The organism is Roseibium sp. Sym1 (assembly GCF_027359675.1).
GTDB lineage: Bacteria > Pseudomonadota > Alphaproteobacteria > Rhizobiales > Stappiaceae > Roseibium.
The window spans coordinates 48,619-64,369 of record NZ_CP114787.1 but is presented as its reverse complement, the minus strand read 5'-3'; the positions used below and the strand labels follow the sequence as shown (position 1 = coordinate 64,369).

The following is a 15,751-nucleotide window of genomic DNA, read 5'->3' as shown; positions in this document are numbered from 1 at the left end:
TTAAGGGGTTGGCATTCGTCGATCAGAGTGATTCAACATCGGGATGAATCGCTCGTTTTCTTTCGATGATGATTGGCCCAGGCTCCTCGACCGTTTTGGAAGCACTGAGGATTTGGATACTTCGGCTCGCGAGACCGGGGCGCTGGTTCGCCGTCGAGAAGTTCGTGACGCGGCGACGCTGCTGCGTCTCGGGCTTGGCTATGGTCCCGGCGGCATGTCGCTTCGGGAAGCGGCTGCCTGGGCGCAGCTTCAGGGTGTTGCGGAACTCTCCGACGTTGCGCTTCTCAAGCGTCTGCGCGGTGCGGCGGACTGGTTCGGCATGCTGGCCGGACAGGTTCTGGCGGAGCGTGCCGGTGATACGGGCGACATGGGCGCGCGGATGTTGCGACTGGTGGATGGAACGAGCATCCGCGCGCCCGGCAGCACTGCCGCAGATTGGCGGCTGCATATGGGATACGACCCAGAGAAGCGACGGTTCACGGCCTTCGAACTGACGGACGGCCTTGAGGCCGAGCGTCTGGATCGTTTTGACCCTCTCGCCAACGAAATCCGTATTGCCGATCGCGACTTTGGCTCCCGCCCGGACTGTATCCGCGCCCTTGCCCAAGGCGTCGGCGATTATGTGGTTCGCGTCAATTGGCGCGGCCTGCACTGGCTGGACCTTCAGGGGAACCGGTTTGATACGATGGGGTTCCTGCGCGATCTTGGGGAGCGCGAAAGCGGCGAGGCGACGGTCATGATCGGCCGTGGATGGAGCAGGTCGCCATGGACGCCGTTCCGGGCGCGCCTCATTGCCTTGCGGCTGCCTGACGACAAGGCCAGGTCGGCCAGGGACCGGGTTCTGAAAGAAACCCGCCGCAAAGGCCGGGCGGTGAAGCCGGAAACGCTGGAAGCGGCGGGCCATGTGCTGCTTCTCACCTCGCTCGATCCTCTCGAATATCCAGCAAAGCGCGTTGGCGCGCTCTATCGCCTGCGATGGCAGGTGGAAATCGCCTTCAAGCGGCTCAAGAGCCTGCTCCATCTGGACGCATTGCGCGCCAAGGACCCCGAGCTTGCACGAGCCTGGATTTTCACCAACCTCATCGCCGCATTCATGATTGACGACATGGTCCAGCACACGCTGGACTCTCCCCCCTGAGCCGACGGACCGGTCGCGCCGCCACGTCTCCTTCTGGCGGATCGTCAAAATGCTCTTCCATAGCCTGAAAGCCGCGATCATCGGCGCCATTCCACTCAGCAACTTCCCGGCGCGGCTGAAGGACGTTGGGCACCGCCTCAACGAGCCGCCCCGAAAGCGAAGGCCCCAGATGTCAACCCCTTAAGTTAGCGCACATGGGCCTCGCTCCCCTCATGCCGCTCGCTAACGATCCGTAGGACCTTCCCGAACAGCTCCGTACCAAGCCGCAGGTTGTCGCAGGTATCGGAGAGCTCCATGCCGATCTCCGATGGATCGGAGACGCCGAGCCTCGCCGGATATTGGGTTAGACCTACCCGGACGTTCGCCTTGCCGACCCACTGCCTGGTGGTCTCAACCGCCTGCTCTGCCGATTTCGGCGCCGGGACAAGCACCATTTTGTCGCCCTGGAGCACACGAATGGTGAGGTGGTCCGGCGCATTCATCTCGGCCACGAATTGCTGAACAACCGACACCTCGAGGCGAGGATCGGCGCATTGCTGAATGAGGGCAACGTCGATCATTTCATAGATCCCATCAGGTGTTGAAGGCGATAACGAGTGGTAGATTGAACAGCACCGCCCATGCCTTGGCGCTCGCTCTCTGGATCGGAACAACGTTGGTGTCGCCGGTCCACCAGCCATTGCCTGTCGCCACGATGACATCCGGCCCGAAGAGCATGGACTGAAGGATCGGCCACACGATGAGCTGCTCATAACAGATCAAGGGTGCGATCGACGTCCCGGCAAATCTGCCGGTTGGATCCCTGAAGAATTGCGCCGATGCGCCGCCGGACGCCCAGGGCCGCCACATCGAAATAGGAACCGGCATCCGCTCCCTGTAGAGGACCCTCGCCCCCTCGCCTGTCAGCTCGATCATGACATTGTCGTAGCCGCTTTCGTTGACGACGACGGCGCCGCCGGCGACGATGGCATCGAGGTCGGCGAGGTTTCGGGTCCAGAGGCGCTCGGTGGTCGGCGTCCAGATCCCGAGCGCGCTCTCGGGCAGAACAACTGTGCTGGCACCAGTCTCCACAGCGCGTCTGACAAGTGCGATCGTCGCCATATGTTGCGCATAATCGGCATGGTTTCCGGCGACTTGGTAGTCGAAGGTCGTATCAATTCCGACCCATCCTTCCGGCGGTTCGGGATTGGTCCATGTGAATCCGGAATGCGCAAAGGCCACGCCCATTGCGACACCGGCCAGCGGCCAGGCCCGCGTGGTCATCGCCGAGAGACCTGCGGCCGTGGCCACCAGTCCTGCCCAGCCCCAACCGGGGAAGAGCACTCCAGCCGCGGTGATCGGACTGGCCCACCCGACGACGCCGAATGGAGGCACGCTCATCAGCGCCCACGCTGCCAGATATCGCAGCGGCCGATGCCACCCGGGCTTCGGCGACCAAAGGACAGTATGCACCAACACGAACATCAGCGACGCCGCGATCCAAAGACCGAGCCCGACCCCGATATCGCTCGCATAGAATATCGACACGCCGACCGGCAGACCGCGGGAAGCCGCCATGAAATAGGCCATCGAGACCAGGCCTGCGACCAGCCGCGTGGGGGCGAATGCCCAGAGTGCGGGAAAGAGGCACGCTAGCGGGAGGAGAAACACTTCGCCGCTCCATCCGAATGCACCGACCGCGGTGGCAGCGGCGAGGAACGTTGCCGCAGTGAACATGCTACGGCGTGAAGGTGAAAACGGGTTTCGCCAACCCGAGAACGCCGGCGGCCGGTATAGGCCCAAAGTAGCGCGAGTCATAAGAGCCTCTGAATGTCGAAAAGAGAAACAGCGTGTATGAGGGCACGACGCCGCCGGGATAGGGGGTCAGTTCCTGGCCCGATCCGTCACGCGGTTGGACTGCGGATAGCGGCAACGCGAGACCGTTGATCGCGACGTATGCGCCGATCTCAACCGACTGCCCGGGCAGCGCCACTACAGTCTTGATCAGCGGGCTGAGCAAGCCGGGGCAGAGACCGCGGCGCACATATCCGCGCTCACGTGCCTGACGAAACGTCTCGGTCACCGGCGGGCAAATAAACACCCGATCCCCGACCCGGACATCGCGGTTCAGCGTTTTGATCCGCCAAAGCCCGAGCGGATAGCTCGGCGTCAGATTGAACCGAAAGTCCGCCCCATATCCCATTCCGAACAGCGCGAGAGGAACGCATGCGAGAGCGGCAATGATGACGATCCGGCGCCGTCGGCTCACTGTTTCAGCCTCTGGCTCTTGGTCTGCGCTTGCCACATCGCCTCGGACTGTTTCAGTGCCTGCTGTGTGCGCTCATGGGCGGCAAGTTGCTGGCCGGCTCGCATGGTCGGCCAAGCGGTGCTGAGTTTTTCCCGGTCACCGGGCGACATGCCTTGCGCCGCCTTGTCAAAGGTCGCGCCCGCCGGCGTCTTGGCCGCATTGCCGAGCAATGTGCGCTCGCCGAAACGCTCGGAAACAGCCTTGTTGAAGGTGTCGAGTTCGGCTTTCACCATGCGGTCGGTCAACGCAAAGCCGAGCGCGGCGGGCAGATCGTTGCGATCGATGGCGTCGCGGACCTTTTCCATTGCGCGCGCCGCCGCGGGCGACAGGGACGGGATGTCGATCGAGGTGCGTTTGCGATGTCCTTCCTCTTCCAGCCTGTACTTGGCCGTCGCCCTCTCCCTCATATCGAGATAGCGTTCGAGGTCCTTGCGCAGTGCCGGCACGTTGACTTCCGCCACGCGCCGGTCCTCCCGGTCCGCGCGGCTCGCCAGCAAGCCCTCTCGACCCTTGAGCGCGCCGAAGCTGGCCGCACTCCGTTCGATCTCGCCAAGACGCAGACGGGCGACGTTCGGATCTTCGACAACCGCCTCCATGCGCATGGCCTTGAAGGCGGATTCAGGATCCTCATAGACGAGACGAATGCGGTCGGAGAAGTTGTCCCATTGCTTTTGCAGGGCCGGATCGGATTGCAGCTTTTCGTCCGTTGCGTCGGTGACCGACATCGTGAAATTCGAAATGCCCTTGACCATGGGTTCGGCCCTTCTGATTGATTGCGGGAGTTGTTGAAGCGGTCGATGGGCAAGCCCCAGGCGCGCGCCGGCAGCACGGAGGCGTGAACCGAGATCGACCAGTTTCTGTTTCTGCCGGATCGTCCACTGGACTCGGTCGTGCATGAGCGTTCGCGCGACACGCACGAGGTGCAGACCGCGATTGTTGGCGAAGCGGAGTGCCTGCGCATAGAAGCGGCCGCCCGCGTAATCGAGCGTGACTTCCTTGGCGTTCTTGCGGGAGAGGAGCTTCTCGAGCCCGCCGGCGAGGTGGAAAGACCGGCTGCCATAATAGAGCGCCATGTCTTCCCGATGCCGGGTCATGGCGACATAGGTCAGATGCCGGTCGAGCGAGAGTGACGCGAGCACTTTCACACGGTCGACTGTCGCGCCCTGCGACTTGTGGATGGTCGTGGCATAACCGTGATCGAGGTTGCGATAGAAGCGCTGGTCGACAGTGACGCGGGTTGCGCCCTCCCCGTTTCCGATCATCGCGACGATACGGCCGGGCGCCGCTTCCACGACCTTGCCAATCATGCCGTTCTTGACGCCAAGCGAACCCTCGTTTTTCAGGAAAACAATCTGATCGCCGGAGGAGAACTGTCTGGGTCCGTCCTCCGTCCGAAAGGCATACCCCTCTTCAATGATGCCGCGCTCGACGAGCTTCTCGCGCGCCATCGTGTTGAGCTGGCGCACATCGCGGCGCAGATGCGCGAGGATCAAGGCCGACTTCTCCGGATCGTAGTCCCGGTTCCAGTCGGCGATGAGGGTTTCGATCGCATCGGCCTTCAGCGTCTGCGCGATCAGCTTACCCTTGGCGCGATAGGAGGAGAGCGCTTCCTTGACGCGGCCGCGGGCCAGATCGAGGGATGCCGCCCGCATCCATGGTTCATTTTGACGGTAGATGGTTTCGAGTTCTGCATAGCCGGTGCGCTCGACGATCGCGCGGAAGGCAGCACCCGCTTCGATCGGCTGGAGCTGCTCGGCGTCACCGACAAGGATCAGTTTGGCGCCGGATCTGGTGACCGCTTCCACGAAGGTCGCCATCTGGCGGGATGAGACCATGCCCGCCTCGTCGAGAACGAACACCGTCCTGTCATCGAGACTGCGGCGGCCTTTCTGCCAGCCGAGCTCCCAGGACGCCAGCGTCCGCGACGGAATACCCGCTTCCTTCTCCAGACCCTCGGCCGCCTTGCCCGCAAGCGCGCCGCCGACAACGGTGTACCCCGCCAATTCCCAGGCTTCGCGGGCGGCCTTCATCATCGTGGTCTTGCCGGCCCCTGCCCGGCCGACGACCGTTGCGATCCGCTCCGAACCCGCCACATGCTCGATGGCTGTCCGCTGCTCTTCCGATAGCCGCTCATGCCGGCCAAAGACGGCTTCCAGAACCTTCCCTCGGACCGCAAACCCGCTCTTTCCCGAAAGCCAGTCCGCGCGGCTGACCATTTCGGCCTCGAGCCGGATCATCGCCCGTGTGGTCAGCCGCGCCGGGACACGCGCGCCTGTCGCGAAGTCGATGGTCTCATCGGCGAGCTTCAGGCATTCCGGGCTTTCCGCGATCCGCGCCAGGAGACGCTGGAAGCTTTCGGGATCGTCGATATAGCGATGCAGGACCTTGGCGATGTCGCGCTGATCGAAGACGCTCTTCTCGGAGGTGAGAATGTCGAGCACCAGCTCGGGCCGGACCTCGATGCGCGCGGCGTTCTTTTGCCGTTGCGCTTCATGAAGGGCGAGCCGTTCGAGATCAATGGCCCCCGCCTTGGTCTCAGCCTTGCGCTGCAACGCCTTGGCCGCAACGCCAATATGGGTGGTCGGCTCGATGTCGATGCCGCGCTCGGCGTAGGACCGGCCATCGACACGGATTTCCAACCCGGCAAGTGCCAGATGGTGGTTCTGGAGATCGAGCCATCTTTGCCGTTGCTCGAGGAATTCCGGCTTCTCACCGGACCAGAGCTTGTACTGGATTTTGCCGGTTTTCATCCGAACTGGTTGACCGTCCGGCCCCATCACCGCGACCTTCTTGGACCCGAACCCGTCCTCGGTCAGCGGGCGCAGCGTGGTCATCAGGTGAATGTGGGGATTGCCCGGATCGTGGTGGAGGACCCAATCTGCAACCTGTCCACGAGCTAGAACTTGCTCGGATACGAACTGCCGAACCAAAGCGATGTTCTGGTCGCGGCTGAGCTCGACCGGCAGGGCGATGATGAACTCCTTGGCGAGCTGCGCGTCGCTGCGTTTCTCGAAGGCTTCGACTGCGTTCCAGAAGGCCTCGGCTGCGCCCGCCACGGAGTGGTCCGCGATCATGTCGCGGGCCCATTTCGGGGCATCGGCCGGCAGCAAGAACTCCTCATGGGCGAGGTTATTCTTGTTGGAATAGTCGACCGTCCGCGCTTCCGCCTCGTGGCTCATCTTCGCGCAATGGCGATAGGCAGCGGACAGCACCGCGCTGCGGCCATTACCGCGCGAAATGAGCTGAGGTGTGAAATGCGTGATCGCCACGGGCCATAAAGCTCCTGAGAAACAAGTCCAACCTTGTTCCGAGAGGACGGCGGCCTACCCCATCAGGGGCCGCCGGCAGCACGTCGCGGTTCGCGACGTATTACTGCGCCCTTGGACGCATTCCTTCGGAACGCTGAGATGATCTCTCAAAGAGACGGGTCTCTCGACCCGGCATTTCTGCCGGGATGCGCTGAACGCGCACCCGGGTGATTCTGCTCATGGCTTTCAGCCATTCGCGAGAACCGGGAGCACACGGAATGAAAAAGTCCTCATCGAAGATCAAGGAAGACATCGCCAGACTACAAGAGCAGCTCAAGGCCGCAGAAGCACGCGAGGCCGAACGCATCGGCCGGCTCGCACTGAAGGCCGGTCTCGGAGAGATCGAGATCGACGACGCCAAGCTCGTCGAAGCCTTCGAGGATTTGGCGAAACGGTTTCGTAGCGGCGGCAGCGACTCCCGGAAATCTCCCCTCACGCAAAACCCGGTTGGCGCGTCTTCGGGCGCGAATAACGAGGCTTGAGCGCATGCGACAGGCAAGCCAGTCCGACGCGCGCAGGAAAGACACCCGCGAGAAAATCCGGCTTGGCGGTCTGATCGCCAAGGCGGGCCTGCGCTACGAAAGGCGTGCCCTTCTGCTCGGACTGCTGATCGACGGCGCCAGCCGGATCAGGGCGGACGAAGCGGAGCGCGAACGACTGACAGCAATCGGAGCGGAGGCGTTTTCAGATGACGCTGAATAAGCTCCTCCTCGTGATCGCTCCCGTCGGCCTGATGATGGCCGTGTGTCTTGGACTAACCGGCTCCGAAACCTGGTTGGCGCAGTTCGGCAATTCGCCTGAGGCGCAACGGACGCTGGGGCAGATCGGCATCGCCCTGCCCTACGTCTCCGCCGCAGCTCTTGGGGTGCTCGTTCTCTTCGCCGCGCGTGGCGCCATGGCGATCAAATCCGCCGGCCTTGGTGTCCTTGTGGGCGCGGTCGGCGTGATCGGCATCGCGGGAATGCGCGAGTTTTCGCGCCTCAGCGGCTTCGCGGACGCGGTCCCCGATGGACACCGGTTGATCGAATACGCCGATCCTTCGACCGGCATCGGCGCAATGGTGTGCTTCATCGCCGGCATGTTCGCCCTGCGCGTCGCGCTGCGCGGCGATGCCGCTTTCGCAAGCATGAAGCCACGTCGTCTCACAGGCAAGCGCGCGATCCACGGATCGGCGGACTGGATGTCACTCGGCGAGGCAAAACGGATGTTTGGCGAAGACGGTGGGATTGTCGTCGGCGAGGCCTATCGCGTCGACAAGGACAGCGTCGCGAGCCACACGTTTCGGGCTGATGACAAACAGTCCTGGGGGGCGGGTGGCAAGTCCCAGCTCCTGTGCTTCGACGCCTCCTTCGGATCGACGCACGGCTTGGTCTTCGCCGGCTCGGGCGGTTTCAAGACGACGTCCGTCACGATCCCCACAGCGCTCAAATGGGGCGGCGGGCTGGTGGCGCTTGACCCATCCAACGAAGTCGCACCCATGGTCATCGACCACCGGCGCAAGGCGGGCCGCGAGGTCTTCGTGCTCAGTCCAAAGGATGCTTCGGTCGGCTTCAATGTGCTCGACTGGATTGGCCGTTATGGCGGGACGAAGGAAGAGGATGTCGTCGCCGTGGCGAGCTGGGTCGTTACCGATATCGGCAGACAGACGTCGATGCGCGACGATTTTTTCCGCGCCTCCGCCCTTCAGCTCATCACCGCGCTGATCGCCGATGTCTGCCTCTCCGGGCATACGGCAAAGGAAAACCAGACGCTGCGCCAAGTGCGCATGAACTTGTCCGAACCAGAACCGAAACTGCGCGAGCGCCTGCAGTCAATTCACGACAATTCGGAATCCGATTTCGTACGGGAGAACGTGGCCGCCTTCGTCAACATGACGCCGGAAACCTTCTCCGGTGTCTATGCAAACGCGATCAAGGAAACCCACTGGCTGAGCTACCCGAACTATGCGGCGCTGGTGTCCGGATCGAGCCTGTCGACGGACGACCTTGCAAACGGAGAGACGGATATTTTCGTCAATCTCGACCTGAAGACTCTGGAGGCGCATCCGGGCCTGGCGCGCACGATCATCGGCGCACTGCTGAACGCGATCTATAATCGGAATGGAGAGACCAAGGGCCGGACGTTGTTCCTGCTCGATGAGGTGGCGCGGCTCGGCTATCTGCGCATTCTGGAAACCGCGAGGGACGCCGGCCGCAAATATGGCATCAGCCTGCTCCTCCTCTTCCAGTCGATCGGGCAGATGCGCGAAATCTATGGCGGTCGCGACGCCACATCGAAATGGTTCGAGAGCGCGTCCTGGGTCTCGTTCGCCGCGATCAACGATCCGGAAACCGCCGAATACATCTCGCGGCGATGCGGCAATACCACCGTCGAGGTCGATCAGTTGAGCCGGACATCGCAGATGTCGGGGTCGTCGCGAACACGCTCAAAGCAATTGGCGGCGCGGCCTCTGATCCTGCCCGAAGAAGTGCTGCGCATGCGCGGTGACGAACAAATCGCTTTCACCTCCGGCAATCCGCCGCTCCGCTGCGGGCGTGCGATCTGGTTCCGGCGCGGGGACATGAAATCGGTCGTTGCGACGAACCGGTTTCATCGCGAAGGCCAAGGATGAATGACGTGAATCGCTGACGGGTTATCGATTCATAGAACTGATTGGACACAAGAGTCTCTCTCAGCGAGACTCTTCCCATGTCCCTACGCGAGCCAGAGCCGGTTCATCTTCGCCGCATCGACCCGGCACAGAACATGCGGCGCTTTTATAGCCTGAGCGTTCAGCCGACGCTGTTCGGCGGCGCCTCGCTCATTCGCGATTGGGGGAGGATCGGGACGCGCGGCCAGACAATGATGGAGACATTTGACACGGCCGATGATGCCGATTTGGCATTCGACCGTCTGGAGCGAAGCAAGAGACGCCGCGGGTATCGCGGTGCGTTAGGGGATCAAGCCGCATCAGTGAGTGCGATCGATAAACGCTGACATGCGAAAGGCCCCGCCTTGCGGCGAGGCCCTTGTCTTCCAGGGAGATCAGTCGCGCTTGCTGTTCGGGCGCGACCAGATCAGCTGCATGCCGTCTTGGCCTTCCACCTCAACCAGCGTGGCGTAGATCGGAGCCGCGAAGCTCGGGTCGTCCAGCTTGACCGAGAGGTAGTCGCGTTCGGTCTCCTTGGCCTGCTTCTGCCACCCGGCGCCCAGTTCAACGTTGCCGGAGAAGATGCGGAACTGCGGGCCATTGTCGGAGGGGTTCTCGACGCGCTCGAAGCGGGCCTTGATGTTGAGTGCGAGGGTGTTGATCTGACCGGTGAAGCCGTTCTTGGTGGTGGTGAAAGTGCCGATGTTTGCCATTGTCCTATTCCTTTTCGATGTTTCGGGCCGCGCCCATCGCGGCCTCGATGGCTGTCGAAGAGACCGGCAACGATCGGCGCGCATCCCGAAAGGGCCGCAATGAAATGGAGGACGGCGGAACGGGGCTTTCTTGTTTCGCGAGGAATGGCGGCGCAGCCGCCAGGGGAAGAAAGTTCCGGCCCGCCGTTGCGACAAGCCGGGCGAGGCGAAGCCGCTTGCCGGTCAGACATGCCAAATCGAGACCGCGTTGGGCGAGCTCCGTGAGATACGACGGAAAAAGGAATAGGCCGAGACGTGGCGAACATGCCGACTACCACCCGCTACAGGCTCCCCATCGGCAGATCGATCTCGTCACAGAGCAAGGTAGCCCAACTGACGGATCAGGAATCCCGGCACTATTGGCCAGCCATCTGCCCATCTTCGGTGACCGAACGCGCGACCGGAAAAGAGAGAACAGGCAACGGTCCGAAAGTGGCATCCCTCTGCAAGGCGCGCGGCTATTGCCAGGGTTGTGCTCCAGCACCGCATGGTGAGATTAGGCGAGCGCCGCAGGTGCTCTGTCGTCCAGGGTCATCGAACTGAACTCTGATGACGAGAACGCGCCGCTGAAGCGGTCTGACATCAAACGCCGCACATTCCCTCGCATTCGTTCGGCCAGAGATCGAGTTGACCATGGTCGGCCAGCGTCGAAAGGTCGGCCTCTTTGAGGGGAACACCGGACCGGTGCAGATAGACCTCGCCGCGAATACCCCGGATCCCGGTCCGGATTGCGCGGTCGATGACGATGGCATCCGTCCAGGCCTCTTCGTCATGGTCGCGCATGGCGCGCCATCGGGCATTGTCGTGGAAAGGACATCCGATGCAGGCCGATTTCGGCGGATCGGGATAGCCGCGTTCTCGCAGCCAGGCGAGGCAATCGCGGCGGGTCATCCGCTCCTCGATGAGCGGCCAGCGGTTGCGCTGCCAGGCCTCGCGGCAGGGCTTCATGCGGATCACCTCGTCGAAGGAAATCCCGATCCATTGTTCGACGACCGCGAAGGTTGGCGAGCGTTTGCGGGTGAGTTGGACGAGTTCCCGAACCTTGCGGCGGATCGGCTCGATCTTGTAATCGCCAGTACATTGGCGGCGGATCATGCCGATGGAGACATTGCCGCGAAGGTCAACCGATCGGGCGAATGCGGGGATCGACGCCCACCGTTCGCCGCGAGCGGCGGCCAGCAGATTGTCCCGCATGTTGCCAGGCCCGACGATGATGACGGGGAACGGCAGCACGTTTGGCGACATAAGCCAGTCGAGATGCTCATAGACGGCTCTCGGCTCCCAGCCTGTATCGGCAAAGATGGCACAGTCCGGCATGGGCCCAACCGCGCCATGCGCTGCCATCAGGGCGAGTGTCGTCGACTTGACGCCGGCGCCGAGCGAAAGCGCGCGCAGCCGGATGGCGGATGGCTGGAAGCCCTCCGCACCTCCATTGGAAAGGGAGAGCATCAGGCTGCCTCCCGCTCTTCAACCACCTCAGCAGGCTGGAGCCCGTGGAGATAAGTCACGGCGCGTTGCGCGTGCGCCGCCGCTTGGAAGATTGCCCGCTTGTCATCCTTGAGTACACGCAACCACGAGTGCAGGTAGCTGGCGTGATCCGGCCGCGGCTCGAGCTCCGGCACGACGCCGAGATCGGCGCACAGGAAGCAGCTCCCGACCTCGGCAATGAGTTCTTCGCGGGCGCGTTCGGTGCGATCCTTATGATAACGCGAGAGATCGCGTCCGACGCGGTGCGCTGGCGCCGTCCAGTGAGTGGCCTCATGGCTGAGAACGGCGACGTACGATTCCGCATCCCGGAAGCTCTCGAAGGGTAGCATCTGGATGTGGTCGCTCCCGGACGCGAAGAAGGCCTTCGACCCGCCATTACGGATCACCGCGCCGGTATTCTCGAAGAAGCGGTCGGCGTGCTCGATCCGCGAAACCGGATCGATGATCCTGTCTGGCCGGTGATAATAGTGATCCGGCAGCCCATCAATCTGATCGCAATTGAAGACTGTGTAGGTCTTGAGAAACGGGATGTCCCGCTCGACCTCGTCGCCACGGGAATCCGTTTCGGTTTTGATGAAGCGGCTCGCATAAACGACCGTCGTGCCGGATTCGCCCTTTCGGACCTGTGCCCCGATCTGCCCGGCCTGCCGATAGGTCATCCAGAGCGGTGCTTCGAAGCCGCGGGCGATACTCTCCGACCAGAGAAGGAGCACATTGATCCCCGTATACGGCTCGCCGGTGTGCCGGAGTGGCCGCGTGATCCGGCCTTGGAGGCCCCCCGCGCTCCAGGGTTTCATCCAGGGGCGCACGCCGTTCTCAAGATCCGCGACGATCTTCTCAGTGATCCGCTCGTAGATGTCGACGCGCGGGCCTTTCTCTTTCCTTTTCATTTTCAGACCTCCTGATTTTCAGGACCGCGCCGATCGCGGTCCGTCACGAGGTCGGCCAATGGCGGGGCTGAAGGCAGGAGCGGCACCCGAGCCGGGGCCCCGGTGTGCGCAGCACAGCGGGGTGGCGAAGGGCCGGAACGAAGAGGAGGACGGCGAAGCCGTTGCCGCTGCTGCCGGCCCCGCCCGGACCTTTCCCGGGACGGACCATGGTCGGTGCCTCCGCGCAGCGGAAAAGCGGCGCAAAGCGCCGCCGGTGAGAAGTGAGAGGGTGACCGGTCAGTGGACCGAGTGACCGCCGGTATAGGGGTCGTATTCGAAGAGGATGACGATCTCTGCGTCGTCGACTTCGTCGGCGGGGAGGACGCCGTATTCGTCGTCGAACTTGAAGATGACGATCGGGGTCATGAGGGTGCGGGCGAGGTTCCAGGCGTGTTTCTGTGCGAGGGAAAGATCGTGCTGCATCTGAGGGCTCCACCGTTGGAGCGGGCCAATCCCGCTCTTGATGGCTCCGTCAGTGTGCGGCTTAGCGGACGCGATCACCGCGCAGGCCAAAGACAAGCGGCCGCCGCTTGCGAGCGGACCCTTCATGGGTTGATCGTGGAAGTCCGCGCCGCACCAGGAATGCCATCCCTAAAAAGAGCGGGATTGGACGGCCACGATGGACGCCTGGTGCATAGATCGGGACGCGTAGATAGGCGAGACCGTCTCGGCGGCCGTGCGGATTGACGGGGTCTGTATCGAGGTGGGCACGGTACACTCCTGCACACGAGAGTTGTTTTGCGCACGATATTGTGTTTTCGTGCGTAGTATCTATATTTGCTGCGTGACAGCGACATTGCAGGACCTGTGATCATGACATTTCGAGCAGACGAAGCGGCAACCAACGGATTTGAGCGAGCCAGGAATTACCTCGTTTCGAGAAATTTCTCGCCGAAAGAGCGCGAACAAAGCGAAAAGGCGCTATTGGATATCATCGAGGAACACGGCCCAGTGGTGGAAGGCTACCCGACCTGGCATCCGTTGGTGGTCAATCACGACGACCGCAATCCAGAAACATATCCCAGCGACCGCTGCGGATACCGAGGCCTTGATCACACCATCTGCTTCGCCCACGCCTTCCTGACCTGTCCCTATGTGAGCGGCGAGGAAGTCGTCCGGTCCGTGGAGCAGCTTCCTTCCCACCCGCGCGCTACGGTCAGCGCGGATATTCTGGACGTGCCCTTTTACAATACAGGTACGCAGCCGGTGCTGGTAAGCTGCGAATGGGAATCGTTACTCGATACGGGTCATATGATTCCAAAGAAGTTGGCCCTCCCGCTGATGCTGGAAAAGGAGCTTCCGGTATGGCGTTGGTCGTCGCGCGCCGAGAACTGGGAGACCATGCGGCCCTACATGCTGGGCGCGCCCCATGGCAGCAGGTCATCACTTTTCGTCAGTCAGGACACGGCTCTCGCGATGAAGAAAATCTATGTGGCGATGGCGGAGAGCGGGATGTTCGGTCCGATGAAAATGGGCTGATGTCCGGCTCAGAGTCGCCAATGTAAAGGCGAGTTAGGGGCGGAGCCAAAGCTCCGCCCCAGCGGTTCAACCAAGAGCCGCCATCTGCAGTTCAGCCGCCTTGCGATCGACCGTCTGGCCAGGATTCTCGACCTGGCGCTGGAAGGGCTTCCACGCTTCGCCGACGACTTCTTCATAGGCCGTTACGACGCCTTCTGCGGCGCAACGAAGCGCATGGGCCTGAACACCCATGTCGGCCGCGAATTCGCGCTTGCGTTGGGCACTGCTCTCGAACCCGACCGGACCGTCGAGATCCTCGTCGCGGGCGTCGTTTGCCGACTTCGCGGTCGCGTCTCGGGCTTCAGAGACCGCGCGGGAGTAGAACTGGCCGGCGCCATGGGCGGAGCCGACATAGGAGCCGACGATCCGCTGAAGGTGGATCTGCATGGCCCGTTCGCCGAGGCCTTCGTTCAGGGACTCGGCTGTGTCGACGATGATCTTGCGGTGGAGATCGCAAATACCGTCGCTGTCGATGACGGGAAGGCCGAAGCTTTCGGAGATGAGTGAGGCTTGGGCGCTGTCGGGGCAGGCGAGCCGGACCATTTCGAGGGAAGCGCCCTTGCGGAGTTGGACGATCTTGCCGGATTGACGAGAGGAACGAGCGTTGCTGGTCATGTGAATTCCTTTCCTTCACGGTTTGACCGAAGGCTCGAGCCGGCCCCTGCCGGCCCTCCCTTCGGGCGCGGGCAAAACAAACCGGCGGAAGAACGGGGGCTTCAGGGTCCGCACGGACCGGGACGAGCGAACCTGTCCTGCGGGCCAGCAGGGCTTATCAAGCCCTCGCGCAGTCCCGCGGGACCGGTTTGGCGAGGATGGGACGTGCGGCCGCACCGCGGCGCGTCAGCGGCCTTGAATGCTCCGGCCGCCGGTTTACGACCGCGACCAGAACCGAAGGGAGGCCTGCGGGGGTGGCACTCCACCGGCGCCCGACGTGAAGGAAATGACCGTGGCCCGCCGCACATTCTCCTGCCGGGTGAGCTTCCGGCTGAGCGCATCGATTTCGCCGCGCCGCTCGAAGCTGAGCTGTTCGACATAGGCCCGGAATGCGGCCTCATCAGACCGTGTCCAGCGCGATCCACCACGGGGATGTCTTCGGGCCTTGGCCTTGGCTGTCGTGGTCATGCGTTCCGCTTTGGCCAATATCTGGCGTTCGATCCGTTCAAGATGCACCCTCGTTTGCCGGTGTGCCGCTTCCATCCGAAAGAGGAGGTTCGTTCCCCCGGAGACACTCACGCCGCTCTCCCTGTATCCGGCGCCGGCACCGTGACCTCCTGCAGCTCGGCTTCTGGATAGCCGTGCCGAGTGAGCCAGTCTTCGGCCTCGCTGCAGTTTGCGGCGAGATGGACCAACTCCCCGAGGTCGCCCGGCCGGCTCATGACGAGGACCGACCCGGGCTCCGGCTGCTCGCGCACCGTGAAATCACGTGGTGAGTTTACGTCGAAGGTCTTGTGGACCCGCATGACGATCGTCCCATTCGACCCGTAATCGCCTTCATGCAGGGTGAAGGAAGCGGGGATCGTGTGCGCGCCCCGCACGACGGCGGCACGTTTGCAAATCAGCCGACCGGCCCCGTTGCGGTTCTTCCAGTCGGCAAGTTTCCTGCGGTGACGATCGGGCGGCCGCGGCGTGCCATCCGAATAGGCGATGATCGCGTCGATGGGCGCATGGTCGAAGATGAGCTTGGCGGACATGGTGTCCTCTT

17 protein-coding genes are annotated in these 15,751 nt (G+C 62.7%); 6 read left to right on the top strand and 11 right to left on the bottom strand.

What is annotated here, in order from left to right:
- Nucleotides 1-43 precede the first annotated feature (43 nt).
- Nucleotides 44-1,138: an IS4 family transposase gene (locus O6760_RS30915; RefSeq protein ID WP_209181161.1), complete on the top strand. Its 1,095-nt coding sequence runs from the start codon at nucleotides 44-46 to the stop codon at nucleotides 1,136-1,138.
- Nucleotides 1,139-1,323: 185 nt separating this feature from the next.
- On the opposite strand, the gene O6760_RS30910 is transcribed toward O6760_RS30915, so the two are convergent.
- Genes O6760_RS30910 through traA form a run of 4 tightly spaced genes read right to left on the bottom strand, consistent with a single transcriptional unit; the run spans nucleotide 1,324 to nucleotide 6,694 of the window.
- The gene (locus O6760_RS30910; RefSeq protein WP_209181162.1) at nucleotides 1,324-1,698 is read right to left on the bottom strand and encodes a hypothetical protein; all 375 of its coding nucleotides are present in this window, start codon (nucleotides 1,696-1,698) and stop codon (nucleotides 1,324-1,326) included.
- A 13-nt stretch (nucleotides 1,699-1,711) separates the two neighbouring features.
- A complete protein-coding gene (locus O6760_RS30905) occupies nucleotides 1,712-2,854 on the bottom strand; it encodes a conjugal transfer protein TraB (RefSeq protein ID WP_209181163.1) in 1,143 nt (380 codons plus the stop codon).
- A gap of 1 nt (nucleotide 2,855) precedes the next feature.
- The gene (gene traF, locus O6760_RS30900; protein WP_209181164.1) at nucleotides 2,856-3,386 is read right to left on the bottom strand and encodes a conjugative transfer signal peptidase TraF; all 531 of its coding nucleotides are present in this window, start codon (nucleotides 3,384-3,386) and stop codon (nucleotides 2,856-2,858) included.
- Nucleotides 3,383-6,694, bottom strand: a complete 3,312-nt coding sequence (gene traA, locus O6760_RS30895; RefSeq protein ID WP_269586448.1) for a Ti-type conjugative transfer relaxase TraA — start codon at nucleotides 6,692-6,694, stop codon at nucleotides 3,383-3,385. The genes traF and traA overlap by 4 nt, the downstream gene beginning before the upstream one ends.
- Before the next feature lie 257 nt (nucleotides 6,695-6,951).
- On the opposite strand from traA, the gene traC reads away from it, so the two are divergent.
- The 4 genes from traC (at nucleotide 6,952) to O6760_RS30875 (ending at nucleotide 9,709) form a co-directional block, all read left to right on the top strand.
- The gene (gene traC / locus O6760_RS30890; RefSeq protein ID WP_209181166.1) at nucleotides 6,952-7,215 is read left to right on the top strand and encodes a conjugal transfer protein TraC; all 264 of its coding nucleotides are present in this window, start codon (nucleotides 6,952-6,954) and stop codon (nucleotides 7,213-7,215) included.
- Nucleotides 7,216-7,219: 4 nt separating this feature from the next.
- A complete protein-coding gene (gene traD / locus O6760_RS30885) occupies nucleotides 7,220-7,435 on the top strand; it encodes a type IV conjugative transfer system coupling protein TraD (protein ID WP_209181167.1) in 216 nt (71 codons plus the stop codon).
- Nucleotides 7,422-9,344, top strand: coding sequence for a Ti-type conjugative transfer system protein TraG (gene traG / locus O6760_RS30880; protein WP_269586447.1), 1,923 nt, complete (start codon nucleotides 7,422-7,424; stop codon nucleotides 9,342-9,344). Before traD ends, traG begins: the two co-directional genes overlap by 14 nt.
- A gap of 77 nt (nucleotides 9,345-9,421) precedes the next feature.
- Complete coding sequence (locus O6760_RS30875; protein ID WP_269586446.1) at nucleotides 9,422-9,709, top strand: WGR domain-containing protein; 288 nt, start codon at nucleotides 9,422-9,424, stop codon at nucleotides 9,707-9,709.
- 48 nt (nucleotides 9,710-9,757) lie between these two features.
- On the opposite strand, the gene O6760_RS30870 is transcribed toward O6760_RS30875, so the two are convergent.
- The 4 genes from O6760_RS30870 to O6760_RS30855 all read right to left on the bottom strand — a co-directional run bounded on the left by O6760_RS30870 (nucleotide 9,758) and on the right by O6760_RS30855 (nucleotide 12,954).
- Nucleotides 9,758-10,075 carry a DUF736 domain-containing protein gene (locus tag O6760_RS30870; RefSeq protein WP_209181171.1) on the bottom strand — a complete coding sequence of 106 codons (318 nt, stop codon included), beginning with the start codon at nucleotides 10,073-10,075 and terminating at the stop codon, nucleotides 9,758-9,760.
- A 621-nt stretch (nucleotides 10,076-10,696) separates the two neighbouring features.
- Nucleotides 10,697-11,563, bottom strand: a complete 867-nt coding sequence (locus O6760_RS30865; RefSeq protein ID WP_269586445.1) for a hypothetical protein — start codon at nucleotides 11,561-11,563, stop codon at nucleotides 10,697-10,699.
- The gene (locus tag O6760_RS30860) at nucleotides 11,563-12,492 is read right to left on the bottom strand and encodes an ArdC family protein (RefSeq protein WP_269586444.1); all 930 of its coding nucleotides are present in this window, start codon (nucleotides 12,490-12,492) and stop codon (nucleotides 11,563-11,565) included. Before O6760_RS30860 ends, O6760_RS30865 begins: the two co-directional genes overlap by 1 nt.
- Before the next feature lie 276 nt (nucleotides 12,493-12,768).
- A complete protein-coding gene (locus tag O6760_RS30855; protein WP_269586443.1) occupies nucleotides 12,769-12,954 on the bottom strand; it encodes a hypothetical protein in 186 nt (61 codons plus the stop codon).
- A gap of 390 nt (nucleotides 12,955-13,344) precedes the next feature.
- On the opposite strand from O6760_RS30855, the gene O6760_RS30850 reads away from it, so the two are divergent.
- Complete coding sequence (locus O6760_RS30850; protein ID WP_269586442.1) at nucleotides 13,345-14,010, top strand: hypothetical protein; 666 nt, start codon at nucleotides 13,345-13,347, stop codon at nucleotides 14,008-14,010.
- 66 nt (nucleotides 14,011-14,076) lie between these two features.
- Here O6760_RS30850 and O6760_RS30845 read toward each other — a convergent pair whose 3' ends face one another.
- The 3 genes from O6760_RS30845 to O6760_RS30835 all read right to left on the bottom strand — a co-directional run bounded on the left by O6760_RS30845 (nucleotide 14,077) and on the right by O6760_RS30835 (nucleotide 15,740).
- Nucleotides 14,077-14,664: a hypothetical protein gene (locus O6760_RS30845; RefSeq protein ID WP_269586441.1), complete on the bottom strand. Its 588-nt coding sequence runs from the start codon at nucleotides 14,662-14,664 to the stop codon at nucleotides 14,077-14,079.
- Between the two features lie 255 nt (nucleotides 14,665-14,919).
- Nucleotides 14,920-15,171: a hypothetical protein gene (locus tag O6760_RS30840; RefSeq protein ID WP_269586440.1), complete on the bottom strand. Its 252-nt coding sequence runs from the start codon at nucleotides 15,169-15,171 to the stop codon at nucleotides 14,920-14,922.
- Between the two features lie 107 nt (nucleotides 15,172-15,278).
- The gene (locus O6760_RS30835) at nucleotides 15,279-15,740 is read right to left on the bottom strand and encodes a hypothetical protein (protein WP_269586439.1); all 462 of its coding nucleotides are present in this window, start codon (nucleotides 15,738-15,740) and stop codon (nucleotides 15,279-15,281) included.
- Between the last annotated feature and the right edge of the window lie 11 nt (nucleotides 15,741-15,751).